Here is a 26,507-nt window from a genome sequence, read left to right on the forward strand (position 1 = left end):
CCGGTCAGATCTCGATGACCGTCGGCACGATCATCGGCTGGCGCCGGTAGGTCTCCCCCACCCACTTGCCCACGGCACGGCGCACGGCCTGCGCGATGCGGCTCGGATCGGTGACGTTCTGGGCGGCCAGGTTCTCCAGCTCGGCCTCGACCCGGCGCGCCGCGGGTTCGAGCGCCTTGGGGTCCTCGGAGAACCCGCGCGAGTGCAGGTGCGCCGGCGCCGCCGGCTTCCCGGTGCCGCGTCGGACCACGACGGTTACGGCGACGAATCCCGACGACAGGATCAGCCGCTCTCCGAGAGTCGCGTCACCGACGTCGCCGGTGACCAGTCCGTCGACGAACACCTTGCCGACCGGCACGGCGCCGGCCACGCGGGCACGGCCCGCCACCAGATCGACGCTGACGCCGTTCTCGGCGAGCACGATGTTCTCCTCGGGTACCCCCGAACGTGCCGCCAGCGCGGCGTTGGCGCGCAGCATGCGCCAGGTGCCGTGCACCGGCATCACGTTGCGCGGCCGCACGCCGTTGTAGAGGAACAGCAGCTCCCCGGCGTAGGCGTGGCCTGAAACATGAACGCGCGCTTGTTGATTGGTGACGACCCGGGCGCCGATCTTGGCGAGCGCGTCGATGACGCCGAACACCGCCTCCTCGTTGCCGGGGATCAGGGACGACGACAGGATGATCAGATCGCCGTCGGTGAGCGTGATGCTGCGATGCTCTCCGCGCGACATCCGCGACAACGCGGCCATCGGTTCGCCCTGCGTCCCGGTGGTGATCAGCACGACCCGGTCGGCCGGCATCATCTCCGCGGCGCCGATGTCGAGGACGTCCTCGTCGGCCACCCGCAGATATCCCAGTTCGCGCGCGATGCCCATGTTGCGCACCATCGAACGGCCCACGAACGACACCCGCCGGCCCAACGCCACCGCCGCGTCGATGATCTGCTGAACCCGGTCGACGTTGGACGCGAAGCACGCGACGATCACCCGCCCCTGTGCGCCGCGGATCAGGCGGTGCAGGGCGGGCCCCACCTCGCTCTCCGACGGTCCGACGCCGGGGATTTCGGAGTTCGTCGAGTCGCACAGGAACAGGTCGACTCCGGCGTCACCGAGTCTCGACATGCCGGGCAGATCGGTCGGGCGGCCATCGAGGGGCAGCTGATCGAGTTTGATGTCGCCGGTGTGCAGGACCGTGCCCGCGCCGGTGTGGATCCCGATGGCCAGACAGCCGGGTATCGAGTGGTTGACCGCGAAGTACTCGCACTCGAACACCCCGTGGGTGGTGCTCTGCCGCTCGGCCACCTCGACGAGCACGGGTTTGATGCGGTGTTCGCGGCACTTCTCGCTGACCAGCGCCAGGGTGAACTTCGAGCCCACCACCGGGATGTCGGGCCGTAGTTTCAACAGGAACGGGATCGCGCCGATGTGGTCCTCGTGGGCGTGGGTGACGATGATCGCCTCGACGTCGTCGAGACGATCCTCGACGTGCCGGATATCGGGCAGGATCAGGTTCACGCCGGGTTCGTCGTGCGTGGGGAACAGCACGCCGCAGTCGACGATCAGCAGCCGGCCGAGGTGTTCGAAGACCGTCATGTTGCGGCCGATCTCACCGATGCCGCCGAGCGCGGTCACGCGCAGGCCGCCCGGGTCCAACGGTCCGGGTGGGGTCAGCGCGGTTTCCACTACCGAAGCACCGCCGCAGCGCGCATGTCGGCGATCAGTTCCTGCAGCTGCTCGTCGTCGACGGGCATCTGCGGCAGGCGGGGCTCGCCGGCGTCGAATCCCTGCAGCCGCAGCCCGGCCTTGGACAGCGTGACACCGCCGAGACGGTGCTGGGCCGCGTTGAGGGGGGTCAGCGTGACCGCGATTTTGCGGGCGGTCGCGATGTCCCCGGAATTGAAGGCCGTCAACAGATCTCGCAGCTGGCCTGCCGCCACATGGCCCCACACGCTGATGAAGCCGACCGCACCCATGGCCAGCCACGGCAGGTTCAGCGCATCGTCGCCCGAGTAGTACGCCAACCCGGTCTCGGCCATGGTCTGCGCCGCACCGGGCAGATCGGCCTTGGCGTCTTTGACCGCGACGATGTTGGGGTGCCGGGCCAGGATGCGCATGGTGTCCCAGGCGATCGGCACGATCGACCGCGGCGGGATGTCGTAGAGGATCACGGGCAGGTCGGTGGCATCGGCCACCGCCGTGAAATGCCCGACCAGACCCGACTGCGGCGGGCGCGAATAGTACGGCGTGACCACGAGCAGCCCGTGCGCACCGGCGTCCGCGCAGGCCTTTGCCAGATGCACACTGTGCGCGGTGTCATAACTGCCGGCGCCGGCGACGATCCTGGCGCGGTCGCCGACGGCGTCGACCACGGTGCGCAACAATGCGATCTTCTCGTCGTCGGTGGTGGTCGGCGACTCACCGGTGGTGCCCGAGAGCACCAGCCCGTCGCAGCCGGCGTCGACCAGCCGTACGGCCAGCCGAGCTGCGGTTTCGAGATCGAGGCTGCCGTCGGATTTGAACGGAGTCACCATCGCGGTCAACAAAGTGCCCAATCGGGCGGTGACGTCGAAGCCGCTGGTACTCACGCGCAGTAGGTTACCCGGTGGACAGCGGCTGCCACGAATGCATTCGGGTCCTCACACCTCGGTTGCCAGTGGGCTGGTGGCGACCTCGGTGCCGTCGGCCAACACGGTGATCTCGAAGTCGGAAAACACTGCGGGTGCGACGTCGGTCAGCTGCCGCAGGCATGCGATAGCCAGGCGGCGGATCTCGACGTCGGCGTGTTCGCTGGCGCGTACCGCGATGAAGTGCCGCCACGCGCGATAGTTGCCGGTGACGACGATGCGGGTCTCGGTGGCGTTGGGCAGCACGGCGCGGGCGGCCTGGCGCGCCTGCTTGCGGCGCAGGATCGCCGAGCTCGTCTCGGGGTGATCGCCGACGAGCTTGGCCTCCAGCCGCGCCAGCAGCTGCTGGTAGGCGGCACGGCCGGCGTCGGCGGCCTCGGCCAGGATCCTCATGAGCTCGGGATCGTCGTCGATCCCCGGCGGAGCCACGACCTGCGCCTCGTGCTCGGGCACGTACCGCTGCGACAGCTGGGAGTAGGAGAAGTGCCGGTGGCGCACCAGTTCGTGCGTGCACGAACGGGAGATGCCGGTGACGTAGAACGACACCGAGGCGTGCTCGAGCACCGAGAGGTGCCCGACGTCGATGACGTGGCGCAGGTAGGACTCGTTGGTCGCGGTGCGGGGGTTGGGTTTGTCCCAGCTCTGGTAGCAGGCACGGCCGGCGAACTCGGTGAGCGCCTGACCGCCGTCGGCGTCGGTACTCCACGGCACGTCCGGCGGCGCGAAGAACTCGGTCTTGGCGATCAACTGCACACGCATCGGCGCGATCTCGGCCACGGCGTCAAAGCCTAGCGGTCAGTTCGTCTGCACGAAGTCGACGACCACCGACGCCAGTTCGGGGCCCTTGTCTTCCTGCAGGAAGTGTCCGCCGCCGGCGATCGTGGTGTGCGGCCGGCCCGCGGCACCCGGAATCAGCTTGCGCAACGGCGCATCCGCACCGCGGGTGATGGGGTCGGAATCGGAGAACGCGCACAGGAACGGCCGTTCGTAAGTCCGCAGACCCGCCCACGCGGCGCGGTTGGCCTCCGCGGCGGGGTCGTCGGGAGCGGTGGGCACCAGCGTCGGGAACTGCCGCGCACCCGCCTTGTAGGTGTCGTCGGGAAACGGTGCGTCGTAGGCGGCGATGACCTCCGGCGACAGCGTGGACACGCAACCGCCGTCGACGATCTGCCCGACCGGGAAATCGGGTGTCTCCTGGCTGAACCGCTGCCACGCCAGGAACGCCTCACCGGGATGCTGGTCGCCGGTGGGCAGGCTGGTGTTGGCCGCGACCACCCGGGCGAACCGGTCGGGGTGCTCGCTGACCAGTCGCAGCCCGATCAGGCCGCCCCAGTCCTGGCAGACCAGCGTCACCGCGGCCAGGCCGATCGCCTCCACCGCGCCCCAGGTCCAGTCGACGTGAGCCTGGTAGGTGTAGTCCTCGCGGCGGGTCGGCTTGTCGCTGCGACCGAACCCGACCAGATCGACGGCCACCGCACGCAGCCCGGCGTCGACGAGGACGGGAATCATGGTGCGGTACAGGTAACTCCACGACGGTTCCCCGTGCAGCAGCAGAACGGTCTCGCCGTCGCGTGGACCCTCGTCGAGATAGTGCATCCGCAGACCGTCGACGTCGACATACCGCGGCGCGAAGCGGTAACCGGGCAAGTCGGCGAAGCGCTCATCCGGGGTGCGTACGACGTCCACCGGGCCAGTCAATCAGCCCGGCCGACACCGCGTCCCGGTTCTGCGGGGACAGCGTCGAAGTGGTCGTGGCTGATCCGATCGCCTCCGGCGCGCTTGGACCGGTACATGGCTGCGTCGGCGACGCGGATGATGTCGTCGACGAAGTCCGTCAGTTCCCGGGTGGCGCCGGGTTCGGCGGTCACGGTGCAGGTACCGAAACTCGCGGTCACCCCGACGGGAAGACCGGCGACGCCACTTCTGATGCGCTCGACGGTGGCGGCATGCCGGGCGAGTGGATCGATGTCGGCGATCACGAACTCCTCGCCGCCGAGTCGGCCGAGGGCCGCGTCGGGATGACAGGTCGCGCGCAGCACCTCGGCGACCTCGACCAGCACGTGGTCTCCGGCCGCGTGACCGAGGGTGTCGTTGATCAGCTTGAAGTCGTCGAGATCGACCATCGTGACATTCAGGCACTGCCCCGGGGAGCGTCGCGCCATCAGCTCGCACACGGCGCCGTAGAAGCCGCGCCGGTCGAGAAGTCCGGTGAGCGGGTCGCGGTCGGCGTTGCGCAGATCCGTGCGCAGCGCGTGCACCAGCGACTGGACCCCGAACGGAACCCCGATGTTCAACGACAGCACCATCAGGACGGTCCCGACGGTCAGCACCACGTCGCCGGTGTCGACCACCATCCGGGTCGCGGTGACGGCGGTGCAGACCAGCGCGACACCGAGATTGATCAGCATGTGGCTCAGCGCGTGGAAGTAGGCGAGGAATCCGCCGACCGCCGCAAACAGACAACACCCCACCAGCCCGCTGTAGGGGCTCGACATCGCCAGACACATCGCAGCGATGCTGACCGAACAGACGAAGTTGTAGATCATCGACTGGTTGCGCGTCGGCCACCGGCGCAGCCACAGCACCGACGCCCCTAACCCGCACGCCGCGGCCCCGACGGCCACCGCACGACTGGAGGCGTGGTCGGGTCCCGCCGGACTGGCCAGCAACATGACGGGCAGCGCGGCCAGGAGGGCGGTGAAGCCGGAGGTGGCCAGGCGCCACTGCGTCTGAAGACCGCGGTCGCGCAGATAGACGGTGAACCAGTCGAACTGATCGGGCTGGCGCCACCAGCGCCGCGCTGCCTCCATAGGAGTTTCATACTCGACCGTCAATTCAATGCAAAACCGAGTGCGGCCGCGAGCTCACCGCGCTCCCCGACGACCACGTCGTCACATCCCAGCCAACCGGCCATCGTCTGGAGTTCGCCGGCCAGGGCAGCGACCACCCGTGCGGTGTCGACGCCGTCCTCGGCGAACGCACCGACCACATGGAGCGCCCCCTCGGTGCGTTTCAGGTCGACGCGGCCCACCAGTTGTCCGTCGAGCAGAAAAGGCCACACGTAGTACCCGAACTGTCGTTTGGGCGCGGGGGTGTAGACCTCCAGACGGTAGACGAACGCGAACAACCGCTCGACCCGGGGCCGGAAGAAGATCAGCGGATCGAACGGACACAGCAGCGCGGTACCGCGGTCGCGGCGCGGGATGGGTTGACCGGCGCGCAGATACGCCGGCGCGGTCCATCCGTCGACTTCGACCGGTTCGAGCTCGCCGGCAGCGACCAGGTCGGCGATCGCGGGCTTGACCTGACGAGCCGCCAGCCGGAAGTAGTCGCGCAGGTCGGCTTCGGTAGCCACGCCCAGCGCCGTCGCTGCGCGCAACACCAGTTCGCGGATGGCGTCGTCCTCGTCGACGCGGCGGTGGAAGACGTCGGCGGGCAGCACCCGTTCGGCCAGGTCGTAGTGCCGGGCGAACCCGACTCGGGTGGCGGTGGTCAGCACTCCTGACGACCACAGGGCCTCGGCCACCCACTTGGTGTCGCTGCGGTCCCACCAGGGACCTTTGCGCCGGCGTGGTTCCGCTTCCAGGTGGGCCTCGATCTGTCCGGCCGTCGACGGGCCGAGTTCGGTGACCGCGGCGACGATGTCCTCGGCGAGCTTCGGGTTGCGCCTGACGATCTCGGTGCCCCACCGGCCGTGGGTGTACTCGCGCATCCGCCACCTCATCAGAGGCCAGTCGTCGACCGACATCAGCGCCGCCTCGTGCGCCCAGTACTCCACCAGCAGCCGTGGCGATCGCGTCGAGTGGCTCCACGCGGCGCGGTCGAGCAGATCGCGGTCGTAGGGTCCGAGCCGGCTGAACACCGGGGCGTAATGGGCGCGCACCGACACCGACACCGAGTCGAGCTGCAGCAGCTGCACCCGTCCGATCAACCGTTTCAGATGGGCACGGGTGACCGCTGCGGTGGGCTTCTCCTCGTGAAAACCCTGTGCTGCCAGGGCGATACGACGCGCCTGGGCAGCGGTCAGGGTCATGAACGAACGAAGGTGTAGAACCGGTAGCGCAACCCCGCCGAGCTGTCCTGCCATTCGCCTTCGGTGCCGGTCCACGTCTCGTCGAGCATCGGGGCGAGCACGTCGTGGTCCTCCCGGCGCAAATCGAGGTCGACCTCGGTGATCTCACAGCGCGTCGCAAGGGGCATCGCCAGGCCGTAGATCTGGGCTCCACCGATCACCCACGCGTCATCCAACGGTGCGTCCGCCAGATCGGACACGACCTCGGCGCCGTCGGCCCGATACCCGCGCTGCCGGCTGACCACCACGTTGCGCCGGCCGGGCAGCGGACGCACCGACGCCGGCAGCGATTCCCACGTCAACCGGCCCATGATGACGGTGTGGCCCATGGTCAGCTCCTTGAACCGCGCCAGGTCCTCGGGCAGCCGCCACGGGATGCCGCCGTCACGTCCGATCACCCCCGATGTCGACTGCGCCCAGATCAGTCCCAGGCTCACACCGCCACCGGGGCCTTGATCGCCGGGTGCGGATCGTAGTTCTTGATCACGACGTCTTCATAGGTGTAGTCGAAGATCGAATCACGTTGCGCCAACTCCAGTTCCGGGTAGGGACGCGGTTGGCGGGACAGCTGTTCGGTGACCTGGTCGACGTGGTTGTCGTAAATGTGGCAGTCTCCCCCGGTCCAGATGAACTCTCCCACGCCCAGGCCTGCCTGCGCGGCCATCATGTGGGTCAGCAGCGCGTAGCTGGCGATGTTGAACGGGACCCCGAGGAACAGGTCGGCGCTGCGCTGATACAGCTGGCACGACAACTTTGCGTCGGCGACGTAGAACTGGAAGAACGCATGACACGGGGGCAACGCCATCTGCGGGATCTCACCCACGTTCCACGCCGAGACGATGTTGCGCCGGGAGTCGGGGTCGGTCCTGAGCAGCTCGAGTGCCGCGCTGATCTGGTCGATGTGCCGGCCGTCGGGGGTCGGCCAGGACCGCCACTGCACCCCGTAGACGGGGCCGAGATCACCGGCGGGTGAGGCCCATTCGTCCCAGATGGTGACTCCGCGCTCCTGCAGCCACCGCACGTTGGAGTCGCCGCGCAGAAACCACAGCAACTCGTAGACGATCGACTTGGTGTGCACCTTCTTGGTGGTGATCAGCGGGAAGCCGGCGTTGAGGTCGTAGCGCATCTGATGGCCGAAGACGCTGCGGGTCCCGGTACCGGTCCGATCGGATTTCGCGACGCCGGTGTCGAGCACCAGGCGAAGAAGGTCCTCGTAGGGGGTGGGGATCGGCACGCGGTTCAGCTTACGTCGGCTGATATGGAGTACAACGGAACCCATGCCGACGATCACCGACACCGTGACGACTCCCGACGGTTCCTGCCCGGTCAGCCTGCACACCCCCGATGGCGATGGCCCGTGGCGCGGGATCGTGATGTACCCCGACGCCGGGGGCGTGCGCGAGACGTTTCGGGCGATGGCCGACCGCCTGGCGGGCTTCGGCTACGCGGTTCTGCTTCCGGACGTGTACTACCGCGACGGCGACTGGGCCCCGTTCTCGATGGCGACGGTGTTCGGCGACCCGAATGAGCGTCAGCGGTTGTTCTCGATGATCTCGAAGGTGACGCCGGAGTTCATGACCGCCGACGCCGGCGCCTTCTTCGACTACCTCGCCGCGCGCCCGGAGGTGACCGGTGAGTCGTTCGGGACCACGGGTTACTGCATGGGTGGACGCACGTCGCTGATCGTCGCGGGCCGGGTACCGCAGCGGGTGGCCGCGGCGATGTCCTTCCACGGCGGCGGATTGGTGACCGAGGAACCCGACAGCCCCCATCTGCTGGCCGATCGCATCGGGGCGGCGGTGTACGTCGGTGGGGCCAAGGACGACCGGGCCTTCACCAAGAAGGACGCCGAGACCCTGGACAAGGCACTCAGCGACGCGGGCGTGCAGCACACCATCGAGTGGTATCCGGCGATGCACGGGTTCGCCGTTCCCGACAACGCGCCGTTCGACGAGCAGGCCGCCGAGACCCATTGGGAGGCGATGCGCTCGTTCTTCGCCGCGCACCTGTCCTAGCGTTTTCGCCGGGCGCCCAGGTAGCCCGACAGGCTGCCGGCGATGCCGCGCGCGGCGTAGAAACCGGCCAGCACCGACAGCAGGATCAGCACCACGAACATCACCAGCCAGTTCGTCCGGTCGTGGTCGACGTTCCACCACACGACGGTGAACAGGACCGCGCAGACGAACACCACGATGTCGCGCCAGTTGCCCCGGTAGGACAGCGCCATCTCCCGCAGCTAGCGGTTCTTGTCGATGCCGGCGATCAACCCGTCGATGCGCAGGTCGATGACGCGTTGCAGTTCGGCGCGCCGGTGCACCTGGTCTTCGGGTATCCGTTCGAGCAGGTCCATGTCGGCGGCGATGTTGCCGCGCACGTCGGGACCCTTGAGACTGCCGGCGGCCAGACCGAGCAACGCTCCCCCGGCGATCGGCGCGCCGGCCAGGGCGAATTCTGCGAATCCGGGCATCGGGGGTCCTCCGTCGGTTCCATCAACCTCGCGGCCGGCGCGCTGCCGAGCTCATAGGCATGGTCGCGCATAGCGGCGCCCAGAGGAGCTTTGAGCTCCAGCGTGTCGGCGATCTGCTCTCACCCCGAGATCAGCCGTCCATCAGCCCGGCGGCGACGGTGGCCCCGAGATTCCAGCAGGCCTCCAGGTCCTCTTTCGTGGGTTTGCCCGCCACCACCACGGTCTCGGCGACCCGCTCCCAGCCCAACCCGGCGGTGATGCCGTCGACCGCGCGTTCGGCACCCTCGGTGCCCTCGTTGCCGTGGATGTAGAGCCCGAACGGCCGGCCGCCGGTCGCGTCGAGCATCGGGTAGTACGAGTGGTCGAACGCGTGCTTGAGGGCACCCGAGATGTAGCCCAGGTTGGCGGGTGTGCCCAGCAGATAGCCGTCGGCCTCGAGCCAGTCGGTCGTCGACACCGACAACGCCGGGCGCCGGACGACGTCGACGCCCTCGATGTCGGGATCGGTCGCACCCGACACCACTGCCTCGAGCATCTCCTGGCAGTGCGGCGACGGCGTGTGGTGGACGATCAGCAGTGTGCGGCTCACCGTGCGGCCTCCTCCAACTCGACCGCCTTCTTCATCGCCTCTCTGGCCCGTGACCTGTCCCCCGCGTAGTCGTAGGCACGGGCCAGGCGGTACCAGCGACGCCAGTTGCCGGGGTCGGCTTCGACTTCGTCGCGGACCTGTTCGAACAGCGCGTCGGCGGCGGCGCGCTCGATCCGACCCGACGGGCGGCGCGGCAGGTCACTGACGTCGAGCTCGAGTCCCTCGTCGGCGGCCAGGCGTGCCAGCCGCTGATGGGCCAGGCCGGCACGCAGCGTCGCGATCATCGCCCAGAGGCCGATGACGGGCAGCACGGACAGGGCGGCGCCGAGACCGATCGCCGCGGGCTCCCCGGAGGTGAGCAGCTTCCAGGCGATGCGGCCCAGCAGCACGAAGTAGACGACGAGCGCGGCGCACATGAGGCCGATCAGCAGTTGAATGCGCAGTGCGCGCGCCCCGTCGCTCATGTCAGGTCGAGCAGCGGCTCGATGCCGATGGTCAATCCAGGGCGTTCGGCGGCTTTGCGCACGGCCAGCAGTACACCGGGGACGAACGAGGTGCGGTCGATGCTGTCGTGCCGGATGGTCAGGGTCTCCCCCTCGGTGCCGAACAGCACCTCCTGGTGGGCGACCAGCCCGGCCAGTCGCACCGAGTGCACCGGCACGCCGTCGACGTCGGCGCCGCGGGCCCCGTCGAGTCCGGTGCTGGTGGCATCGGGGTTGGGCGGCAGCCCTTTTCGGGCCTCGGCGATCAGCCGCGCGGTGCGGGTCGCGGTGCCCGAGGGGGCGTCGGCCTTGTGCGGGTGGTGCAGTTCGATGACCTCGACGGACTCGAAGTACCGTGCGGCCTGCTGGGCGAAGTGCATCGACAGCACCGCCCCGATGGCGAAGTTCGGCGCGATGAGCACCGAGACGTCCGGCTTGTCCGCCAGCCAGTTGCGGACCTGGTCGAGGCGTTCCTCGGTGAAGCCGGTGGTGCCGACGACGGCGTGAATCCCGTTGTCGATCAGGAACTTCAGGTTGTCCATCACCACGCTGGGATGGGTGAAGTCGATGACCACCTCGGTCCGGGAGTCGACCAGCGACGGCAACGGGTCGTCCGCGTCGACGCCGACGGTGAACGTCAGGTCCTCGGCGGCCTGGACTCCGGCCACCATCGTCGCGCCGACCTTGCCCTTGGCACCCAGAACTCCGACTCGCATGGGCACACCCTAACGGCAGCGCGCTTGATCGAAGTGACCGGTCGAGTCGCCGACTGTGCGTCCAGGGCGAGGATCGCGGCGTTTTTCCGCCGACGATTCACGCTCGATGAGCAGCGCCGGCGACATCCTCGGCGAAGACGGAGACGACGGGCCACCACCGGGGTTAGCCTCGGAAAATGAGCAGCGCAGCGCGGTTGAGCGTTCTGGCGGCGGGTGCGCTGCTGTGCGCGACTTCGACGGCTGCACCGGCCCCTGCAGTCCCCGTGTACGGCAGCAACGGGGTCTTCGGCGTCACCACGCAGCCGCGCGACGGCTGGGCGACTACCTACATAGCGCCGGGACGGTATCGCGTCGACCAGTCGCCGAGCATGCACCCGTACCAGAGTCCACCGGGGCGATGGCTGCGGTGTCGCGAATTCCCTTGTGCTGAAACCTCGCCGGGCAACATCATCGCCACCGGCGCGGCGGTGCGCGACGCCCCGACCTTCGTCGACATCCTGCCCACCGACGTCGCGGTCGCGCTGCACAACGTGACGCTGACCGCGGCGTGACGCCACAGCGGTGACTTCGTGCCCGCCACGATTACTTCACAGGTAGAGAAGACCTCAAGGAGTCATCATGCGTGTCGGCGTCCCGACCGAGATCAAGAACAACGAGTTCCGGGTCGCACTCACGCCCGCCGGCGTCGCGGAGTTGGTCAGCCGCGGTCACGAGGTGCTGATCCAGTGCGGGGCCGGTGACGGGTCGTCGATCTCCGACAGCGACTTCAAGCGCGCGGGTGCACAGCTGGTCGCCACCGCCGAGGAGGTCTGGGCCGAAGCCGAGCTGCTCCTGAAGGTCAAGGAGCCGATCGAGGCCGAGTACCCCCACCTGCGGGCCGGGCAGACGTTGTTCACCTACCTGCACCTCGCGGCATCCCGGCCCTGCACCGAAGCGCTGCTGGCCGCGGGTACCACCGCCATCGCCTACGAGACCGTGCAGGAAGCCGACGGGTTCCTCCCGCTGCTCGCCCCGATGAGCGAAGTGGCCGGCCGACTGTCGGCGCAGGTCGGCGCCTACCACCTGATGCGCAGCCACGGCGGTCGCGGCGTGCTGATGGGCGGGGTCCCGGGCGTCGCCCCGGCCCAGGTCGTGGTCATCGGCGGCGGCACCGCCGGATCTCACGCCGCACGCGTGGCCGCCGGAATGGGGGCACACGTCACGGTTTTCGACGTCGACATCCCGAGGTTGCGTGCGCTCGACGCCGAATTCGGCGGTCGTGTCCAGACCCGCTGGTCGACCGCACTCGACCTCGAGGACGCGGTCGAGGGCGCCGACCTGGTGATCGGTGCGGTACTGGTTCCGGGCGCCAAGGCCCCCACCCTGGTCTCGAATTCCACGGTGTCGCGGATGCGTCCGGGTGCGGTCCTGGTGGACATCGCCATCGACCAGGGCGGTTGCTTCGAGGATTCCCGACCCACCACCCACGACGACCCCACCTACCGCGTGCACGACACCGTCTTCTACTGCGTGGCCAACATGCCGGGCGCGGTGCCACGAACCTCGACGTTCGCGCTGACCCACGCCACCCTGCCCTACGTCGTGGAGCTGGCCGACCACGGCTGGCGGGAGTCGTGCCGTGCTGATCGCGCTCTGGCACATGGGCTTTCGACCCACGAGGGCGCTGTGTTGAATCGTCAGGTGGCCGACGGCCTGGGTCTTGCGTTCACCGACCCGGCCGACGTGCTCGCTCAGTCGTAGAGGTCGCCGTCGACGTAGAACCAGCGACCCGCACGACGGGCGAACCGCGAGCGCTCGTGCAGCGCCCCGTACCGGTGTTGGGCCCGGAACTCCACCTCGCCGGTGTCGTCGTCGACACCTCCGGCCACCCGGTCGACGATCTCCAGACGCGTCCACGTCACCGTCGCGTCGTCGGTCACCTCGGGCGGGCGGGTGCGCGGATGCCACGTGCGCCACACATACGCGGCGTCGCCGACGACGTAGGCGCTGTACCGGGACCGCATCAGCTCCTCGGCAGTCTGCGCCTGCCTCTCCCCGACATGCAACGGCCGACAGCACACGCCGTAGAGCGCGGTACTGCCGCACGGGCACGGGTGATCGGAACGCACGCATGCAGTCTGCCGCACCTGTGCGCACGTAACCTCGAGGGATGTCCCCTCTTGCCGACCTGCTCCCGAACGCACCGACCACCGCGTCGGCGGCGCTGGAACTCTACGATTCGCTGCCACCGGTGGATACCGAGGCGATGATCGGCACCTGGCACGGCGCCGAGGTTCCGACGGGCCACCCCTTCGACGGTCTGCTGACCGCGACCGGATGGTGGGGGAAGCAGTTCGTCGACGGCGAGCACGTCCATCCGCTGCTGTTCCCCACCGCCGACGGTCGCGCGCTGTGGCCGCTCAACCCGGCATCGGCGTTCTCCGGTCTCGGTATCGCGACGCGCATTCCCGCTCTCAAGAGATTCCGGTACACGCGCGCCTTCTCCGCTCTGCGCCCTGCGCTGCGGGCCCGCGGTCCCAAAGCGCGGCTGCGCACCACCCGCTACCGGGGCGTGGATACCGCGACGATGATCTACGACCAGGTGCCGGTCAACGACGTCTTCCGGCTGATCGACGAAGACACGGTGCTGGGCGCGATGGATCTACGGGGCTTGCCGGTGCCGTATTTCTTTGCGCTGCAACGGGACGACTCACTGCCGGTGGTCTAGCTCGGCGACCAGCAGCGAGGCCAGCTCCCCGATCAGCGGCCGGGAGCCCGGCGCGTCGGGATCATCGGTGGCCGAACGCACCATCAGCGACAGCAGCAGCCGTTGCCCGTCCGGGCCGTACGCGATGCCGACGTCGTTGGTGGAGCCGTAGTCGCCGCTGCCGGTCTTGTCCGCGGTCGTCCAGCCCTCGGGCAGACCGGGCCGCATGCTGGAGGTCTGGTTGCCCCGCATCCATTCCTCGAGCAGGTCACGGTCGGCCGGTGCCAGCGCGTCCCCGACGAGCAGATTGCGGTAGCCGTTGCCGATCGCGCGCGGCGTGGTGGTGTCGCGGGGGTCCCCGGGGACCGCGGAGTTCAGTTCGACCTCCCACCGGTCCAGCCGGGTGCGGTCGTCGCCGATGCTGCGGGCGAATTCGGTGATGGCCGGCGGGCCGCCGAGGGTGCGCAGCATCAGGTTGGCCGCGGTGTTGTCGCTCTGCTGCACCGCGGCCACGCACAGTTCGGCCAATGTCATCGTGGCTCCGACACGCGGTTCGGTCAGCGGTGAATGCGGCTGGATGTCCCGCGCCTCGACCGGGATCGCATCGGTCAGCGCCAGCTGACCCCGACGGGCGCGCTGCAGCACCGCCGCGGCGGCGTAGCCCTTGAACGTCGAACACATCGCCCGCGGCTCGTCCGCGGCGAACGCCACGGTCCTGCCGGTGTCGAGATCGACGGCGTAGAGGGCGATCCGAGCACCATGGCGACGCTCGAGTTCTTCGAGGCGCTGCCCGAGATCCGGGGATGCAGACGCGCGCGGCGCGCATGCGGTGAGAGCGGCCAGCGTCAATCCGCCGACCAGGACCTGCCTTCGGGATACGGAAACCATCGCGAGCCACCCTAACCCCGCGGGCGGGTGGTCAGCTCGCGATTTTCTGCAGCGGACGCGGCAGTGCACGCTTGCCGCGCACCGGGCCGAGCACGGCCGCACCGAACGGCTGGCTCAGCAGTTGCCGGGCCACGGCGTTGACCTCGTCGACGGTGACGGCGTCGATGCGGGCCAGGGTGTCGGCGATCGTGTGGTGTTCGCCGTGGTTGAGTTCGCTCCGACCGATGCGGTGCATCCGCGACGCGGAGTCCTCCAGTCCGAGCACCAGTCCGCCGCGCAACGAGCCTTTGGCGATGCGGCACTCGTCGGCAGTCAGACCGTCCCGGACGACGTCGTCGAGGACGTCGGTGGCCACTCGGACGACCTCGTCGAAACGCTCCGGCTGACAGCCGGCGTAGATCGACAGTGCACCGCTGTCGGCGAACGTGTCGACGGTCGAGTACACCGAGTACGCCAGCCCGCGGGTTTCCCGGATCTCTTGGAACAGGCGGGAACTCAGTCCGCCGCCGAGCGCGGTGTTGAGCACCCCCAGCGCCCAGCGGTGCTCCCAGTGCCGGCCCGGGGTGCGGACCCCCATCGACAGATGGGTCTGCTCCGATTCGCGGCGGATCAGCTGCAGTGTCGGGCGTCCCGGCATCCGTCCGGCACCGCGTCGCGGTGCCACCGGCGTGCGCCCCCGCACCAGGTGCCGGCCGAAGTGTTCGCGCACCAGGGCGACGACCTCGTCGTGGTCGACGTTGCCGGCGACGGCGACGACCATGCGGTCCGGTGTGTAGCGGCGTACGTGGAAGGAGTTGAGCTGCGCGCGGGTCATCGACGAGATCGACTCGACACTGCCGATCACCGGTCGGCCCACCGGGTGTTCGCCGAACATCGCCGACAGGAACACGTCGCCCAGCGTGTCCTCGGGATCGTCGTCGCGCATCGCGATCTCCTCGAGCACGACGTCACGTTCGATCTCGACATCCTCGGCCAGACAACGGCCGCGCAACACCACGTCGGCGACCAGATCCAAACCGAGCGCGAGGTCCGAGTCGAGCACGTGGGCGTAGTAGCAGGTGTGCTCGCGAGAGGTGAACGCGTTGAGCTCACCGCCCACCGCGTCCATCGCCTGCGCGATCTGCACGGCGCTGCGGGTCGGGGTCGCCTTGAACAGCAGGTGCTCCAGGAAGTGCGCGGCACCGGCCACGCTGCGACCTTCGTCGCGGGAACCGACGCCGACCCACACCCCGACCGAAGCCGAGTGCACCGACGGGATGTACTCGGTGACCACCCGCAGCCCCCCGGGCAGCTGGGTGCGTCGCAGGCCAGTGTCGTCCGGGGCGTCGCTGCGCCGCGAACGGCGCAGCGACGACGAACTAGCTATTGGCGGTCGCGGCATCAGCTGGTGCGGCCGCGTCATCCGAGGTGGTCGCCGCCGCCTCGTCCTCGGCCACGAGCACCAGCGAGATCTTGCCGCGGTTGTCGATGTCGGCGATCTCGACGCGCAGCTTGTCGCCGACCTTGACGACATCCTCGACCTTGTTGATCCGCTTGCCGCGCCCGAGCTTGGAGATGTGCACCAGGCCGTCGCGCCCCGGCAGCAGGGACACGAACGCTCCGAAGTCGGTGGTCTTGACCACGGTGCCGAGGAACCGCTCGCCGATCTTGGGCAGCTGCGGGTTGGCGATCGCGTTGATCTTGTCGATCGCGGCCTGCGCCGAGAGCCCGTCGGCGGCCCCGACGAACACGGTGCCGTCGTCCTCGATGGAGATCTGCGCGCCGGTCTCCTCGGTGATCGAGTTGATCATCTTGCCCTTGGGCCCGATGACCTCGCCGATCTTGTCGACCGGCACCTTGATCGTGGTGATCCGCGGGGCGTACGGGCTCATCTCGTCGGGCTCGTCGATGGCCTCGGCCATCACGTCCAGGATGGTCAGGCGCGCGTCCTTGGCCTGGGCCAGCGCAGCCGCGAGCACCTGCGACGGGATTCCGTCGAGCTTGGTGTCGAGCTGCAACGCCGTGACGATGTCCTTGGTGCCGGCGCACTTGAAGTCCATGTCGCCGAATGCGTCCTCGGCGCCGAGGATGTCGGTCAGCGTGACGAAGCGACGTTCGACGCCGCCGCCTTCCACCTCGACGTCGTCGGAGACCAGACCCATGGCGATACCCGCGACCGGGGCCTTGAGCGGCACACCGGCGTTGAGCAACGACAGCGTCGAGGCACACACCGAGCCCATGGACGTGGAACCGTTGGAGCTCAATGCTTCTGACACCTGACGGATGGAGTACGGGAACTCCTCCACGCTGGGCAGCACCGGCATCAGGGCCCGCTCGGCCAGCGCGCCGTGGCCGATCTCGCGGCGCTTGGGCGATCCGACGCGGCCGGTCTCACCGGTCGAGTACGGCGGGAAGTTGTAGTGGTGCATGTAGCGCTTGGACGTCTCCGGTCCCAGCGAGTCGATCTGCTGGGCCATCTTCATCATGTCCAGGGTGGTGATGCCCATGATCTGGGTCTCGCCGCGCTCGAACAGGGCGCTGCCGTGGGCGCGCGGGATGACCGCGACCTCGGCGGAGAGGGCACGGATGTCGGTGACACCGCGGCCGTCGATGCGGAAGTGATCGGTCAGGATGCGCTGACGCACCAGCTTCTTGGTCAGCGCGCGGTAGGCGGCGCCGATCTCCTTCTCCCGGCCGGCGTACTGCTCGGCCAGGCGCTCGAGCACCTCGGCCTTGATCTCGTCGGTGCGGTCGTTGCGCTCGTTCTTGCCGGCGATGGTCAGCGCCTCGGCCAGCGCGTCGGTGGCCACCGAGGCGACCGAGTAGTAGACGTCCTCGCCGTACTCGGGGAACAGCGGGTACTCGGCGGTTTCTTTACCGGCCGCGTCGTTGAGCTCCTGCTGCGCGGTGCACAGCGCGGCGATGAACGGCTTGGCCGCCTCCAGACCTTCGGCCACGACGGTCTCGCTGGGCGCGGTGGCGCCGGCGTTGACGAGCTCGATGACGTTGTCGGTGGCCTCGGCCTCGACCATCATGATCGCGACGTCGTCCTTGCCGTCGTTGACGACCTTGCGGCCGGCGACGACCATGTCGAACACCGCACGCTCGAGCTGCTCGACGGTCGGGAACGCCACCCAGGTGCCGTCGATCAGCGCGACGCGCACACCGCCGACCGGACCGGAGAACGGCAGGCCGGAGATCTGCGTCGACGCCGAGGCGGCGTTGATCGCGAGCACGTCGTAGAGGTCCTGCGGGTTCAGGCTCAGCACGGTCACCACGACCTGGATCTCGTTGCGCAGGCCCGAGACGAAGGTCGGGCGCAGCGGCCGGTCGATCAGGCGGCACGTCAGGATCGCGTCGGTGGACGGGCGGCCCTCACGACGGAAGAACGAACCGGGGATGCGGCCCGCCGCGTACATCCGCTCCTCCACGTCGATGGTCAACGGGAAGAAGTCGAAGTGGTCTTTCGGGGTTTTGCTGGCGGTGGTGGCGCTCAGCAGCATGGTCTCGTCGTCGAGGTAGGCGACGACGGCGCCGGCGGCCTGCTGGGCCAGCCGGCCGGTCTCGAAACGGATGGTGCGGGTGCCGAAGCTCCCGTTGTCGAGCACGGCGGTCGATTCGTACACGCCTTCTTCAATTTCAACGGCAGACATAGAAGTCCGTTGGGCCTCTCTGGGTCATCATTCACCTGTTTCGCGTGAGCACGCGCATGAATGCGGACAACACTGCGGGCTGCCGGGGTTCCCGGAAACCCGGCCCGGATGTGGCGACGGCCGTCAGTCGAAGCGGCCGGAGTCCTGCTCCGGCAGCCACTACCGAAGACCGCGCGATCGGGCGGTTCTTTCGTGTCACGCGGGAGCGAGGCCGGCGGTCTGCACAGCACCGCACCCGGGTTGTTCGCGCCGTACGGCAAGCGAACGGATCTCATGCTACATCGCGGCAGCGCGGTTATCGAAAAGCCGCGCGGCCAGGACGCACCACGACAACAGGCGCCCCGCTGCGGGGCGCCTGTGATGTCCTGCGAGGGGTCAGCGACGCAGACCGAGGCGGTCGATGAGCGACCGGTAACGCTGCACGTCGACCTGCGCGACGTACTTGAGCAGCCGACGGCGACGACCGACCAGCAGCAGCAGACCGCGACGCGAGTGGTGGTCGTGCTTGTGCTTCTTGAGGTGCTCGGTGAGGTCGACGATCCGCTTGGTCAGCAACGCCACCTGGGCCTCCGGCGAACCGGTGTCGGTGTCGTGCAGGCCGTACTGGCCGAGGATCTCTTTTTTCTGTTCGGCGGTGAGCGCCACGAAACGACTCCATCTATTCCAGTCCGCGTGGTGAAACCTGGGATTCCCCAGAAGGGCGCGGCCACCGCGAACTGCAGCACACGCCGGGTCGGCAGGCAGCTTAGCAGCGTGCTGCGCCGTGCCGCGAATCGCGCGCCCGGTCTACGTCAGGACGCTGCGGGCGCGTTCGGTATCGGCGTGCATCGCGGTGACCAGGTCCGACACCGAGTCGAACTTCTCCTGGCCGCGCAGCCGGGCGACGAAGTCGACCGCGACGTGCTGTCCGTACAGGTCCGCCGAGGTGTCCAGCACGAACGCCTCGACGGTGCGCGTGCGTCCGGAGAAGGTCGGGTTGGTGCCCACCGAGACGGCCGCCTGGTATCGCTCCCCCGGGACGACCGAGCCGACCACCGGTCCGTGCCCCAGCACGGTGAACCAGGCGGCGTAGACCCCGTCGGCCGGGATCGCCGAGTACATCGGCGGTGCGACGTTGGCGGTCGGGAAGCCCAGCCCGCGCCCGCGGCCGTCGCCACGCACCACCACACCCTCGACGCGATGCGGCCGGCCCAGCGCTTCGGCCGCGGCGCCCATGTCGCCGGCGTCCACGCAGGAGCGGATGTAGGTCGACGAGAACGTCACCCGGTCGTCGCGGTCGGGTTCCGGGTCCTCGGCGACCAGGGTCAACGAATCGACGGCGAAGCCGAACCGCTCCCCGGCCTGACGCAGCAGGTCCACGTTGCCGGCGGCCTTCTTGCCGAAGGTGAAGTTCTCACCCACGACCACCTCGACGACGTGGAGTTGCTCCACCAGCAGCTCGTGGATGTAGCGCTCGGGCGTGAGCTTCATGAAGTCGGCGGTGAACGGCATCACCAGGAACACGTCGATGCCGAGTTCCTCGACCAGTTCGGCGCGGCGGGTCAGCGTGGTCAGCTGGGCGGGATGGCTGCCCGGGAACACGACCTCCATCGGATGCGGATCGAAGGTCATCAGGACCGTGGGGACCCCGCGCGACCGGCCCGCCTTCACGGCACGGCTGATCAGCTCCTGATGTCCGCGATGGACGCCGTCGAACACCCCGATCGTGACGACGCATCGACCCCAGTCGGTGGGGATTTCGTCCTGCCCCCGCCAGCGCTGCACGCCGCAAGCCTACGACCCCGACCACCACGCCGTCCCAGCAGCACCACCTGTTTCTGTGATGATTGCCTAAACTTCGTTGGTGTGAGTCCTGACACGAACCCTGCCGACCTGACGACAGTGGCTCAGGACTACCTGAAGACGATCTGGACCGCCCAGGAATGGTCGCCGGACAAGATCAGCACCAAGCTGCTCGCCGAACGGATCGGGGTCTCGGCGAGCACGGCGTCGGAGTCGATTCGTAAGCTCGCCGACCAGGGCCTGGTCAATCACGAGAAGTACGGCGCGGTCACCCTGACCGAGGCCGGCCGGCGCGCCGCGCTGGCGATGGTGCGTCGGCACCGCCTGATGGAGACGTTCCTGGTCCGCGAACTGGGTTACAGCTGGGACGAGGTGCACGACGAGGCCGAGGTCCTCGAGCACGCGGTGTCGGATCTGATGCTCGACCGGATCGACGCCAAGCTGGGGTATCCGACGCGCGACCCGCACGGCGACCCGATCCCCGCCGCCGACGGAAAGGTGCCGACACCGCCGGCCCGGCAGCTCTCGGCCTGTCAGGACGGTGACGCCGGCACCGTGGCACGCATCTCCGACGCCGATCCGGAGATGCTGCGGTATTTCGACACCGTCGGGATCACCCTGGACTGCCGGGTGCGGGTGGTCGCGCGGCGTGATTTCGCAGGCCTGATCTCAGTGGCCGTGCAGGGCCCGCGTGGGACAGCCGACGAAACCACCGTCGATCTGGGTAGTCCGGCAGCAGAAGCAATCTGGGTTGTCGCATAACAGGGGGTTCACCGATGGCAAAACTGGAGTTGAAGCGCTCGCTGGCGATGCCGGCCGAGAACGCGTGGGCGCACGCATCGAACCTGTCGACGCTCGGCGAGTGGATGCCGATGCATCAGGGGTGGCGTTCGGAGGTTCCCGACGAGATCACCGTGGGCACCACCATCGTCGGCGTGGCCGGAGCCAAGGGCATGCGCAACCGTGTGACGTGGACCGTGCAGGAGTTCGACCCGCCGCGGGCTCTGGCGGTCAGCGGCGAAGGGGTCGGCGGCACCCGCTACAAGATGACCATGCGGGTCACCGAGGTCGACGACGGCTGCACGTTCAGCGTGCGGATGGACCTCGGCGGCGCCCCGTTGTTCGGCCCGATCGGCGCGACCGCGGTACGCGCGGTCAAGGGCGACATCGACAAAGCCATCAAACGGTTCGAACAGCTCTACGCGTAGTCGGGACGCTCAGAACGCCCAGCTGTGGCCCGGTGCGACGACGAAACCGTGCTCACCGTAGTGGCGGTCGGGCGGGTCCGGGGTGTCGGGCGGCCAGCTGTCGGGCCTGCGCGCCAGGCACGCCAGCGCGTCGTCGCTGATCACCGCGCACTCGACCCCATTGCCCGCCGCGAGCTTCGACCCCGTCGGTAGCAGCGGGAACGACTCGACGCCGTCGGTGCCTGCGGTGTCCGTGCGTGTCAGCATCCCCGGTCGCGTCAAGGACACCGACGCGGAATCGATGCCGTCGGACATCGCGGGCCTCGACGCCGAACAGGACACGCCCAGTTCGGCGATCAGACTGTTCTGGCAGTGCAGCCCCGACGGGGTGCTGAATGCCCAGCCCGAGGTGCTGGGACGCGCACCCAGCACCTGATAGGTGGCGGGGTCGACCTCGGGATAGACGTCGAGGTCGGGGAACTGCGCCGGGAGCGCCGACGCGGCGGGGACGCCGCACAGTGCCGTCACGGCGACCATCGCCGTGCACACCGACCCCGCTGCCCGAGAGAACCGCACGGCTGTTACATCGGCACCGCAGGGGCGACGTTACTGGCCGAGCCGTCAGCTCAGCGAGTTCTGCTCGGCGTCCGCGGCGTAGATCCCGAGCAGGTCACGCGCGGAGACCATGCCGACCAGGTCGCCGTCTCGTTCCACCAGGACGTGGCGGATGTAGCGGTCCATCATCCGGGTCGCGACCTTGGCGACGGTGTCGTCGGCGTCGCACCAGATCAACGTCTTGCTGGCGACGTCGGCCGCGGGCACCGACGACGGATCCTGCCCGGACGCGACCACCCGCACCACGTCGCGCTCGGTGACCAGCGCCTTGGGCCGCGGCGCGTCTCCCACCACGACCGCGCCCACCTCGTTGTCGACGATCGTCTTCGCGACGTCGGCGACGGTGGCGTCGTCGGCTACCCGGATCACCGCATCGCCGGTGATCGTCGAGATCTGGATCGAACCTGCTGCAGGAATCTCAGTCATGTCTCCATGGTGGCATCCGAGCCGCTACAGCGTCGCGGGTCGTAGCACCACCACCGAGCGGGTGCGTTCGGGTTCGTCGGCCAGCAGCGCGATGACCCTGCCGTCCGGTGCCACCGCGGCGTAGACGCCGTCGATCCCCGCGGGCGCCAATGCCCGCCCGTGGCGCGCGGATTCGGCTTCGTCGGCCGACAGATCCCGGCGGGCGAACGCCAGCAGACACGCCTGGTCCAGCGGGTAGCTGAGCTGCGGTGCGTCGGCGAGTTCGTCGAGCGTGCGGGCCTGTTCGAGACCGAACCGGCCGACGCGGGTGCGCCGCAACGCCGTCAGGTGACCCCCGACCCCCAGCGCGGTGCCGACGTCACGTGCCAGCGCGCGGATGTAGGTGCCGCTGGAGCAGTCCACGACGACATCGACGTCGACGAACTCGCCGTCGCGGCGCACCGCCGTGGCCTCGAACCGGTCGATGCGCACCCGGCGCGCCGCGAGTTCGACGGCCCGACCCTCGCGGGCCAGCTGATAGGAGCGTTTCCCGTCGACCTTGATCGCGCTGACCGTCGAGGGCACCTGGTCGATCTCGCCGCGCAGCGCGCCGATCGCCGCATCAATCTGCTCGTCGGTCACCGCCGACGCGCAAACCGTTTGCAGCACTTCGCCTTCGGCGTCCTCGGTGGTGGTGGTCTGACCCAGCCGGACGGTGGCCAGATAGGTCTTGTCGGTGGCGGTGAGCAGGCCGAGCACCTTGGTGGCGCGCTCGATGCCGACGACCAGGACACCGGTGGCCATCGGGTCCAGCGTGCCGGCGTGGCCGACCTTGCGGGTGCCGAACAGCCGGCGGCAGCGGCCGACCACGTCGTGACTGGTCATCCCGCCCGGCTTGTCGACGATGACCAGTCCGGGATCGGGTGCACGCCTGGCAGTCGCGCTCACAGCACGATCGCGGTCAGCGCGATGCCGTTGCGGATCGACCAGCGGCCGGTCAGGCGCTGCAACGGCGGACCCGACTCGGCCTGCGGGTCGATCAGGATCTGCGAGGTGAACGTGCCGGACTCCCCCGAACGGGCCACCTCGAACGTGATGTGGGCATCCTCGAAACCCAACCAGCGGTGGGTCAGCGGATACCAGACCTTGTAGGTGGCCTCCTTGGCGCAGAACAACACCCGGTCCCAGTGCACACCGGACGGCAGGGCGCCCAGCTCGGCGCGTTCCTCGGGCAGGCTGATCGCGTCGAGCACACCGTTGGGCAGCACGTCGTGCGGCTCGGCGTCGATACCGACCGAACGCACGTGCCCGCGCCGGCCCACGGCGGCGCCGCGGAAGCCCTCGCAGTGGGTGAGGCTGCCGACGATGCCGTCGGGCCAGCGGGGTTCGCCCTTCTCGCCCTTGAGGATCGGTACCGGTTGCTCACCGAGATCTGCCAGCGCCCGGCGCGCGCAGTGGCGCACCGTGATGAACTCGTTGCGACGCTTGGCCACCGACTTGGCGATCAACGGCTCCTCTTCGGGCAGCGGAGCCAAATCCGGTGCATCGTCGTACATTTCGGCCGCGGCCAACGCATCGCTGTGCGCGGGCAGCACGCCGGCCAGCAGATTGGCTGCGATCACGACCGGTCCTTGATCCGCTGTTGCATCTTGCTGGCGTGGTCGCGCATCTCCTGGGTGATCTGGAAGTGCCCGCCGAATTCGTTGAGATACCCGGGGCTGTACTTCGGGTCGGGCAGGATCTGCCGCAGCCAGCGGTACGGCTTGCGGCGCCGCCACTCTCGCGGATATCCGACCGAGACCTCCTCGAAGCGCACCCCGTCGTACCAGGTGGTGCGCGGGATGTGCAGGTGCCCGTACACCGAGCAGACGGCGTTGTAGCGGGTGTGCCAGTCGGCGGTCGCGGTGGTGCCGCACCACAGCGAGAACTCCGGATAGAACATGGCGTCGCAGGGCTCGCGCACCATCGGGAAGTGGTTGACCTGGACGGTGGGCATCATCCAGTCCAGCTCTTCGAGACGGCTGCGGGTGTAGGCGATGCGCTCCCGGCACCAGGCGTCGCGGGTCGCGTAGGGCTCGGCCGACAGGAGGTACTCGTCGGTGCCGACGATGTTGCGCTCTTTGGCGATCGCGAGCCCCTCGGCCTTGGTTCCGGCGCCCGCAGGCAGGAACGAATAGTCGTAGAGCAGGAACATCGGCACGATGGTCGCCGGCCCGCCCTCCTCGGTCCACACCGGGAACGGATGCTCGGGAGTGACGATGCCCATCTGGTCGCACATGTCGACCAGGTAGTCGTAGCGGGCCTTGCCGAAGATCTGCATCGGGTCGCGGTTGGTGGTCCACAGCTCGTGGTTGCCCGGCACCCAGATGACCTTGGCGAACCGTTTGCGCAGGAGATCCAGCGCCCAGCGGATCTCATCGGTGCGTTCGGCGACGTCACCGGCAACGATCAACCAGTCGTCGGGAGAGGACGGATACAGCGACTCGGTGACCGGCTTGTTGCCGGTGTGCCCGGTATGAAGGTCACTGACCGCCCAGAGCGTGGGGCGTCGGTCGTCAGTCACGACACATCAGCCTACTGGTGTGCCAGGCAGCGAGCTGGTCCGGCAACTAGAACATGTTCTAAGTTCTGGTCCCGGACGTTTTCACCGACCGTTACACTCCGCAACAGGAGTGCACGGCAGCGGCGGTCCGACCGCCGCAGGACGAAGGGATGGCGATGCTCGCCAAACTGCGACTGCTCTCGGTGCTGTGCACACTGCTGGCAGCCGTGATCGTGGTCTGGCAGACCGACCCCGTCTCCGACTCCGCCGTCGACCCGGTGCAGCTGCGCTCGACCGACGCGCCGCTGACCACGATCAAATACCCGGTCGTCGAGACCGTCGACCCCCGCCCGTTCGACCCGTGCCAGGACATCCCGCTCGAGGTGGTGCAGCGCATCGGCTTGGCCTTCACCCCACCGACGCCCGAGGACGGGCTGCGCTGCAAGTTCGACGCGGGCAACTACCAGATGGCGGTCGAGGCGTTCGTCTGGCGCACCTACGAGGAGACCCTGCCGCCGGACGCCGTCGAACTGGACATCAACGGCAAGCGCGCGGCGCAGTACTGGATCATGAAGCCGACCGACTGGAACAACCGTTGGTGGATCACCTGCATGGTGGCGTTCAAGACCGACTACGGGGTGATCCAGCAGTCGCTGTTCTACTCGCCGATCTACAGCGAACCCGACCCGGACTGCATGCAGACCAACCTGCAGCGCGCCCACGAGCTGAGCCCGCACTACATCTACTGAGCGTCACGCGCGCTCGAGTCGGTCGGTCGGAATCGAACGCTCCAGCATGCCGTAGGTGTGTTCGCCGTCCCACGAGTACCGCACGCCGGCCTGCTGCAACGCGGGGAAGGTCCAGTTGGCCATCTTGGCCAGCTGGTCGGCCGGCACAGTGCTCGGGTCGGTGATGTCGTGTGTGGACACCACGGTCAGGCCGTCGATGCCCACGATGCCGTCCGCGGTTTCCAGCACCACGGGAACGTCCTCCCCGATCGGCTGCAGCCGCCGCAACCACGGCGCCTCCACCACCCGCGCCGGCCGCAGCGGACCGTCGCCGTCGAAGACGTATCCCTCATTGAACGTCGGGGCACCGTCCGGACGCGGGGGGTAGGCGATGTAGCCGAAACCGCGGCCGCTGGGGAACAGCGCCGACTGCCAGCAGTGTCCCCAGAACCCTTCGAGCTTGCGCACACCCTGGCGCTTGATCCGTAGTCCGGAACCGGTGAACGTGTGCCGCTCGGTACCGACGCTGAGCGAGCCCACGGCACGGAACAGTTGTTCGTAACGTGGGCCGCCCATCAGGTCCCCGGTGACGGAGGTCTGCAGGGACGACGCGGCGTCGGGCAGCAGCGCCCCCTGCACCCAGGGCGGCGACGCCATGGTGGCCTCGACGTCGAAACGCACGTCGACCAACGGTCCGTCCTTGCGTCCGGCGACCAGATCGGAGGAACTCGTATGCACCAGTTTCCCGTCGAACGTCATTGTCCAGGTGTCGAATTCACGCACGCAGGTGAAAGACAGCGGACCTGCGCCCAGCACCCGGGGCGCACCGTCGGCACCGGCAACCGGGCGGCTCGGGGCGTCGTCGCGGATCCGGAACACCCGGCCGTCCGGAAACGCGACGTTGACCTGCAACCCGTGCGCATCCCAGGTCTCGGCGACGGCCTCGATCCCGACCCGGGGCAGCCCGAGACGACCGTCGTCGTCGAACACCCAGAAACTCACCGAGTCCCGCATCAGCGGATCGTCGGGACGGGAAGCGAAGGTCAGCTCCCGCTGCGGGTCGAGCCCACCGGTCATCTCGACTGTCATGACGA

30 protein-coding genes and 1 pseudogene are annotated in these 26,507 nt (G+C 68.6%); 7 read left to right on the forward strand and 24 right to left on the reverse strand.

The window, feature by feature from the left end; translation table 11 throughout:
- Positions 1 to 4 precede the first annotated feature (4 nt).
- From ACAG25_RS15920 to ACAG25_RS15955, 8 genes are read right to left on the reverse strand one after another with little or no spacing between them, the layout of a single operon-like run.
- Positions 5 to 1,681, reverse strand: a complete 1,677-nt coding sequence (locus ACAG25_RS15920) for a ribonuclease J (protein ID WP_370489426.1) — start codon at positions 1,679 to 1,681, stop codon at positions 5 to 7.
- Positions 1,681 to 2,583 (reverse strand): 4-hydroxy-tetrahydrodipicolinate synthase, encoded by a 903-nt coding sequence (gene dapA / locus ACAG25_RS15925; RefSeq protein WP_370489427.1) that lies wholly within the window; start codon positions 2,581 to 2,583, stop codon positions 1,681 to 1,683. Before dapA ends, ACAG25_RS15920 begins: the two co-directional genes overlap by 1 nt.
- Positions 2,584 to 2,634: 51 nt before the next feature.
- Positions 2,635 to 3,399, reverse strand: a complete 765-nt coding sequence (gene thyX, locus ACAG25_RS15930; RefSeq protein ID WP_370489428.1) for an FAD-dependent thymidylate synthase — start codon at positions 3,397 to 3,399, stop codon at positions 2,635 to 2,637.
- An 18-nt stretch (positions 3,400 to 3,417) separates the two neighbouring features.
- The gene (locus ACAG25_RS15935) at positions 3,418 to 4,308 is read right to left on the reverse strand and encodes a haloalkane dehalogenase (RefSeq protein WP_370489429.1); all 891 of its coding nucleotides are present in this window, start codon (positions 4,306 to 4,308) and stop codon (positions 3,418 to 3,420) included.
- A gap of 8 nt (positions 4,309 to 4,316) precedes the next feature.
- Positions 4,317 to 5,432 (reverse strand): diguanylate cyclase domain-containing protein, encoded by a 1,116-nt coding sequence (locus ACAG25_RS15940; RefSeq protein WP_370489430.1) that lies wholly within the window; start codon positions 5,430 to 5,432, stop codon positions 4,317 to 4,319.
- 20 nt (positions 5,433 to 5,452) lie between these two features.
- A complete protein-coding gene (locus ACAG25_RS15945) occupies positions 5,453 to 6,655 on the reverse strand; it encodes a winged helix-turn-helix domain-containing protein (RefSeq protein WP_370489431.1) in 1,203 nt (400 codons plus the stop codon).
- Complete coding sequence (locus ACAG25_RS15950; RefSeq protein WP_370489432.1) at positions 6,652 to 7,131, reverse strand: dihydrofolate reductase; 480 nt, start codon at positions 7,129 to 7,131, stop codon at positions 6,652 to 6,654. Before ACAG25_RS15950 ends, ACAG25_RS15945 begins: the two co-directional genes overlap by 4 nt.
- Positions 7,128 to 7,928: a thymidylate synthase gene (locus ACAG25_RS15955; RefSeq protein WP_370489433.1), complete on the reverse strand. Its 801-nt coding sequence runs from the start codon at positions 7,926 to 7,928 to the stop codon at positions 7,128 to 7,130. Before ACAG25_RS15955 ends, ACAG25_RS15950 begins: the two co-directional genes overlap by 4 nt.
- A gap of 43 nt (positions 7,929 to 7,971) precedes the next feature.
- Here ACAG25_RS15955 and ACAG25_RS15960 point away from each other — a divergent pair, with 43 nt between their 5' ends.
- Positions 7,972 to 8,709: a dienelactone hydrolase family protein gene (locus tag ACAG25_RS15960; RefSeq protein ID WP_370489434.1), complete on the forward strand. Its 738-nt coding sequence runs from the start codon at positions 7,972 to 7,974 to the stop codon at positions 8,707 to 8,709.
- On the opposite strand, the pseudogene ACAG25_RS15965 reads toward ACAG25_RS15960, so the two are convergent.
- The 4 genes and pseudogenes from ACAG25_RS15965 to dapB form a co-directional block, all read right to left on the reverse strand.
- A pseudogene (locus ACAG25_RS15965) lies at positions 8,706 to 9,161 on the reverse strand (hypothetical protein). The gene ACAG25_RS15960 and the pseudogene ACAG25_RS15965 sit on opposite strands and share 4 nt — an antisense overlap.
- A 130-nt stretch (positions 9,162 to 9,291) precedes the next feature.
- The gene (locus tag ACAG25_RS15970) at positions 9,292 to 9,696 is read right to left on the reverse strand and encodes a flavodoxin family protein (RefSeq protein ID WP_370489483.1); all 405 of its coding nucleotides are present in this window, start codon (positions 9,694 to 9,696) and stop codon (positions 9,292 to 9,294) included.
- 50 nt (positions 9,697 to 9,746) lie between these two features.
- Positions 9,747 to 10,214 carry a hypothetical protein gene (locus ACAG25_RS15975; protein WP_370489435.1) on the reverse strand — a complete coding sequence of 156 codons (468 nt, stop codon included), beginning with the start codon at positions 10,212 to 10,214 and terminating at the stop codon, positions 9,747 to 9,749.
- On the reverse strand, positions 10,211 to 10,948 hold the full coding sequence (gene dapB / locus ACAG25_RS15980) for a 4-hydroxy-tetrahydrodipicolinate reductase (RefSeq protein ID WP_370489436.1): 738 nt from the start codon (positions 10,946 to 10,948) through the stop codon (positions 10,211 to 10,213). Before dapB ends, ACAG25_RS15975 begins: the two co-directional genes overlap by 4 nt.
- 176 nt (positions 10,949 to 11,124) lie before the next feature.
- Between dapB and ACAG25_RS15985 the strand changes: the two genes are divergently transcribed.
- Positions 11,125 to 11,499 (forward strand): hypothetical protein, encoded by a 375-nt coding sequence (locus tag ACAG25_RS15985; protein ID WP_370489437.1) that lies wholly within the window; start codon positions 11,125 to 11,127, stop codon positions 11,497 to 11,499.
- A gap of 67 nt (positions 11,500 to 11,566) precedes the next feature.
- Positions 11,567 to 12,688, forward strand: coding sequence for an alanine dehydrogenase (ald, locus tag ACAG25_RS15990; protein WP_370489438.1), 1,122 nt, complete (start codon positions 11,567 to 11,569; stop codon positions 12,686 to 12,688).
- Here the strand turns inward: ald and ACAG25_RS15995 are convergent.
- Positions 12,679 to 13,056 (reverse strand): YchJ family protein, encoded by a 378-nt coding sequence (locus ACAG25_RS15995; RefSeq protein WP_370489439.1) that lies wholly within the window; start codon positions 13,054 to 13,056, stop codon positions 12,679 to 12,681. The two genes, ald and ACAG25_RS15995, sit on opposite strands and share 10 nt — an antisense overlap.
- Positions 13,057 to 13,097: 41 nt before the next feature.
- Here ACAG25_RS15995 and ACAG25_RS16000 point away from each other — a divergent pair, with 41 nt between their 5' ends.
- On the forward strand, positions 13,098 to 13,655 hold the full coding sequence (locus ACAG25_RS16000) for a DUF4334 domain-containing protein (protein WP_370489440.1): 558 nt from the start codon (positions 13,098 to 13,100) through the stop codon (positions 13,653 to 13,655).
- Here the strand turns inward: ACAG25_RS16000 and bla are convergent.
- The 5 genes from bla to ACAG25_RS16025 form a co-directional block, all read right to left on the reverse strand.
- Positions 13,638 to 14,522, reverse strand: coding sequence for a class A beta-lactamase (gene bla / locus ACAG25_RS16005; protein ID WP_370489441.1), 885 nt, complete (start codon positions 14,520 to 14,522; stop codon positions 13,638 to 13,640). The genes ACAG25_RS16000 and bla overlap by 18 nt on opposite strands.
- Before the next feature lie 31 nt (positions 14,523 to 14,553).
- A complete protein-coding gene (locus ACAG25_RS16010) occupies positions 14,554 to 15,903 on the reverse strand; it encodes a M16 family metallopeptidase (RefSeq protein ID WP_370489484.1) in 1,350 nt (449 codons plus the stop codon).
- Positions 15,881 to 18,154 (reverse strand): polyribonucleotide nucleotidyltransferase, encoded by a 2,274-nt coding sequence (locus tag ACAG25_RS16015; protein WP_370489442.1) that lies wholly within the window; start codon positions 18,152 to 18,154, stop codon positions 15,881 to 15,883. Before ACAG25_RS16015 ends, ACAG25_RS16010 begins: the two co-directional genes overlap by 23 nt.
- A gap of 375 nt (positions 18,155 to 18,529) precedes the next feature.
- Positions 18,530 to 18,799: a 30S ribosomal protein S15 gene (rpsO, locus tag ACAG25_RS16020; protein WP_370489443.1), complete on the reverse strand. Its 270-nt coding sequence runs from the start codon at positions 18,797 to 18,799 to the stop codon at positions 18,530 to 18,532.
- Positions 18,800 to 18,940: 141 nt separating this feature from the next.
- Complete coding sequence (locus ACAG25_RS16025) at positions 18,941 to 19,918, reverse strand: bifunctional riboflavin kinase/FAD synthetase (protein ID WP_370489444.1); 978 nt, start codon at positions 19,916 to 19,918, stop codon at positions 18,941 to 18,943.
- Positions 19,919 to 19,999: 81 nt separating this feature from the next.
- Between ACAG25_RS16025 and mntR the strand changes: the two genes are divergently transcribed.
- Both mntR and ACAG25_RS16035 read left to right on the forward strand, forming a co-directional pair.
- Entirely contained in the window at positions 20,000 to 20,698 is a 699-nt protein-coding gene (gene mntR / locus ACAG25_RS16030) for a manganese-binding transcriptional regulator MntR (RefSeq protein WP_370489445.1), read from the forward strand.
- A gap of 14 nt (positions 20,699 to 20,712) precedes the next feature.
- The gene (locus ACAG25_RS16035; protein ID WP_370489446.1) at positions 20,713 to 21,144 is read left to right on the forward strand and encodes an SRPBCC family protein; all 432 of its coding nucleotides are present in this window, start codon (positions 20,713 to 20,715) and stop codon (positions 21,142 to 21,144) included.
- A gap of 9 nt (positions 21,145 to 21,153) precedes the next feature.
- On the opposite strand, the gene ACAG25_RS16040 is transcribed toward ACAG25_RS16035, so the two are convergent.
- The 5 genes from ACAG25_RS16040 to ACAG25_RS16060 form a co-directional block, all read right to left on the reverse strand.
- Entirely contained in the window at positions 21,154 to 21,660 is a 507-nt protein-coding gene (locus ACAG25_RS16040) for a hypothetical protein (protein ID WP_370489485.1), read from the reverse strand.
- Positions 21,661 to 21,744: 84 nt separating this feature from the next.
- Positions 21,745 to 22,164: a cyclic nucleotide-binding/CBS domain-containing protein gene (locus ACAG25_RS16045; protein ID WP_370489447.1), complete on the reverse strand. Its 420-nt coding sequence runs from the start codon at positions 22,162 to 22,164 to the stop codon at positions 21,745 to 21,747.
- A 24-nt stretch (positions 22,165 to 22,188) separates the two neighbouring features.
- Positions 22,189 to 23,091 (reverse strand): tRNA pseudouridine(55) synthase TruB, encoded by a 903-nt coding sequence (gene truB, locus ACAG25_RS16050; RefSeq protein ID WP_370489448.1) that lies wholly within the window; start codon positions 23,089 to 23,091, stop codon positions 22,189 to 22,191.
- Entirely contained in the window at positions 23,088 to 23,765 is a 678-nt protein-coding gene (locus ACAG25_RS16055; RefSeq protein ID WP_370489449.1) for a 4'-phosphopantetheinyl transferase, read from the reverse strand. Before ACAG25_RS16055 ends, truB begins: the two co-directional genes overlap by 4 nt.
- The gene (locus ACAG25_RS16060) at positions 23,762 to 24,706 is read right to left on the reverse strand and encodes a metallophosphoesterase (RefSeq protein ID WP_370489450.1); all 945 of its coding nucleotides are present in this window, start codon (positions 24,704 to 24,706) and stop codon (positions 23,762 to 23,764) included. Before ACAG25_RS16060 ends, ACAG25_RS16055 begins: the two co-directional genes overlap by 4 nt.
- A gap of 155 nt (positions 24,707 to 24,861) precedes the next feature.
- On the opposite strand from ACAG25_RS16060, the gene ACAG25_RS16065 reads away from it, so the two are divergent.
- Complete coding sequence (locus ACAG25_RS16065; protein ID WP_370489451.1) at positions 24,862 to 25,434, forward strand: DUF3558 domain-containing protein; 573 nt, start codon at positions 24,862 to 24,864, stop codon at positions 25,432 to 25,434.
- A gap of 3 nt (positions 25,435 to 25,437) precedes the next feature.
- Here ACAG25_RS16065 and ACAG25_RS16070 read toward each other — a convergent pair whose 3' ends face one another.
- Positions 25,438 to 26,502, reverse strand: a complete 1,065-nt coding sequence (locus tag ACAG25_RS16070) for a hypothetical protein (RefSeq protein WP_370489452.1) — start codon at positions 26,500 to 26,502, stop codon at positions 25,438 to 25,440.
- Positions 26,503 to 26,507: the final 5 nt, after the last annotated feature.

Origin of the sequence: Mycobacterium sp. pV006 (genome assembly GCF_041287115.1) — a bacterium.
Classification (GTDB): domain Bacteria; phylum Actinomycetota; class Actinomycetes; order Mycobacteriales; family Mycobacteriaceae; genus Mycobacterium.

What these genes read in the sequence shown, in the direction of transcription:
- ACAG25_RS15940 (WP_370489430.1), bottom strand. Translation starts at nt 5,432, where the DNA reads ATGGAGGCAGCGCGGCGCTGGTGGCGCCAGCCCGATCAGTTCGACTGG.
- ACAG25_RS15975 (WP_370489435.1), bottom strand. Translation starts at nt 10,214, where the DNA reads ATGAGCGACGGGGCGCGCGCACTGCGCATTCAACTGCTGATCGGCCTC.
- ACAG25_RS16000 (WP_370489440.1), top strand. Translation starts at nt 13,098, where the DNA reads ATGTCCCCTCTTGCCGACCTGCTCCCGAACGCACCGACCACCGCGTCG.
- ACAG25_RS16065 (WP_370489451.1), top strand. Translation starts at nt 24,862, where the DNA reads ATGCTCGCCAAACTGCGACTGCTCTCGGTGCTGTGCACACTGCTGGCA.
- ACAG25_RS15985 (WP_370489437.1), top strand. Translation starts at nt 11,125, where the DNA reads ATGAGCAGCGCAGCGCGGTTGAGCGTTCTGGCGGCGGGTGCGCTGCTG.
- ACAG25_RS15945 (WP_370489431.1), bottom strand. Translation starts at nt 6,655, where the DNA reads ATGACCCTGACCGCTGCCCAGGCGCGTCGTATCGCCCTGGCAGCACAG.
- ACAG25_RS16045 (WP_370489447.1), bottom strand. Translation starts at nt 22,164, where the DNA reads ATGACTGAGATTCCTGCAGCAGGTTCGATCCAGATCTCGACGATCACC.
- bla (WP_370489441.1), bottom strand. Translation starts at nt 14,522, where the DNA reads ATGGTTTCCGTATCCCGAAGGCAGGTCCTGGTCGGCGGATTGACGCTG.
- ald (WP_370489438.1), top strand. Translation starts at nt 11,567, where the DNA reads ATGCGTGTCGGCGTCCCGACCGAGATCAAGAACAACGAGTTCCGGGTC.
- dapB (WP_370489436.1), bottom strand. Translation starts at nt 10,948, where the DNA reads ATGCGAGTCGGAGTTCTGGGTGCCAAGGGCAAGGTCGGCGCGACGATG.
- ACAG25_RS16070 (WP_370489452.1), bottom strand. Translation starts at nt 26,502, where the DNA reads ATGACAGTCGAGATGACCGGTGGGCTCGACCCGCAGCGGGAGCTGACC.
- ACAG25_RS16035 (WP_370489446.1), top strand. Translation starts at nt 20,713, where the DNA reads ATGGCAAAACTGGAGTTGAAGCGCTCGCTGGCGATGCCGGCCGAGAAC.
- ACAG25_RS16015 (WP_370489442.1), bottom strand. Translation starts at nt 18,154, where the DNA reads ATGTCTGCCGTTGAAATTGAAGAAGGCGTGTACGAATCGACCGCCGTG.
- ACAG25_RS16010 (WP_370489484.1), bottom strand. Translation starts at nt 15,903, where the DNA reads ATGCCGCGACCGCCAATAGCTAGTTCGTCGTCGCTGCGCCGTTCGCGG.
- ACAG25_RS16040 (WP_370489485.1), bottom strand. Translation starts at nt 21,660, where the DNA reads ATGGTCGCCGTGACGGCACTGTGCGGCGTCCCCGCCGCGTCGGCGCTC.
- ACAG25_RS15970 (WP_370489483.1), bottom strand. Translation starts at nt 9,696, where the DNA reads ATGCTCGAGGCAGTGGTGTCGGGTGCGACCGATCCCGACATCGAGGGC.
- ACAG25_RS15960 (WP_370489434.1), top strand. Translation starts at nt 7,972, where the DNA reads ATGCCGACGATCACCGACACCGTGACGACTCCCGACGGTTCCTGCCCG.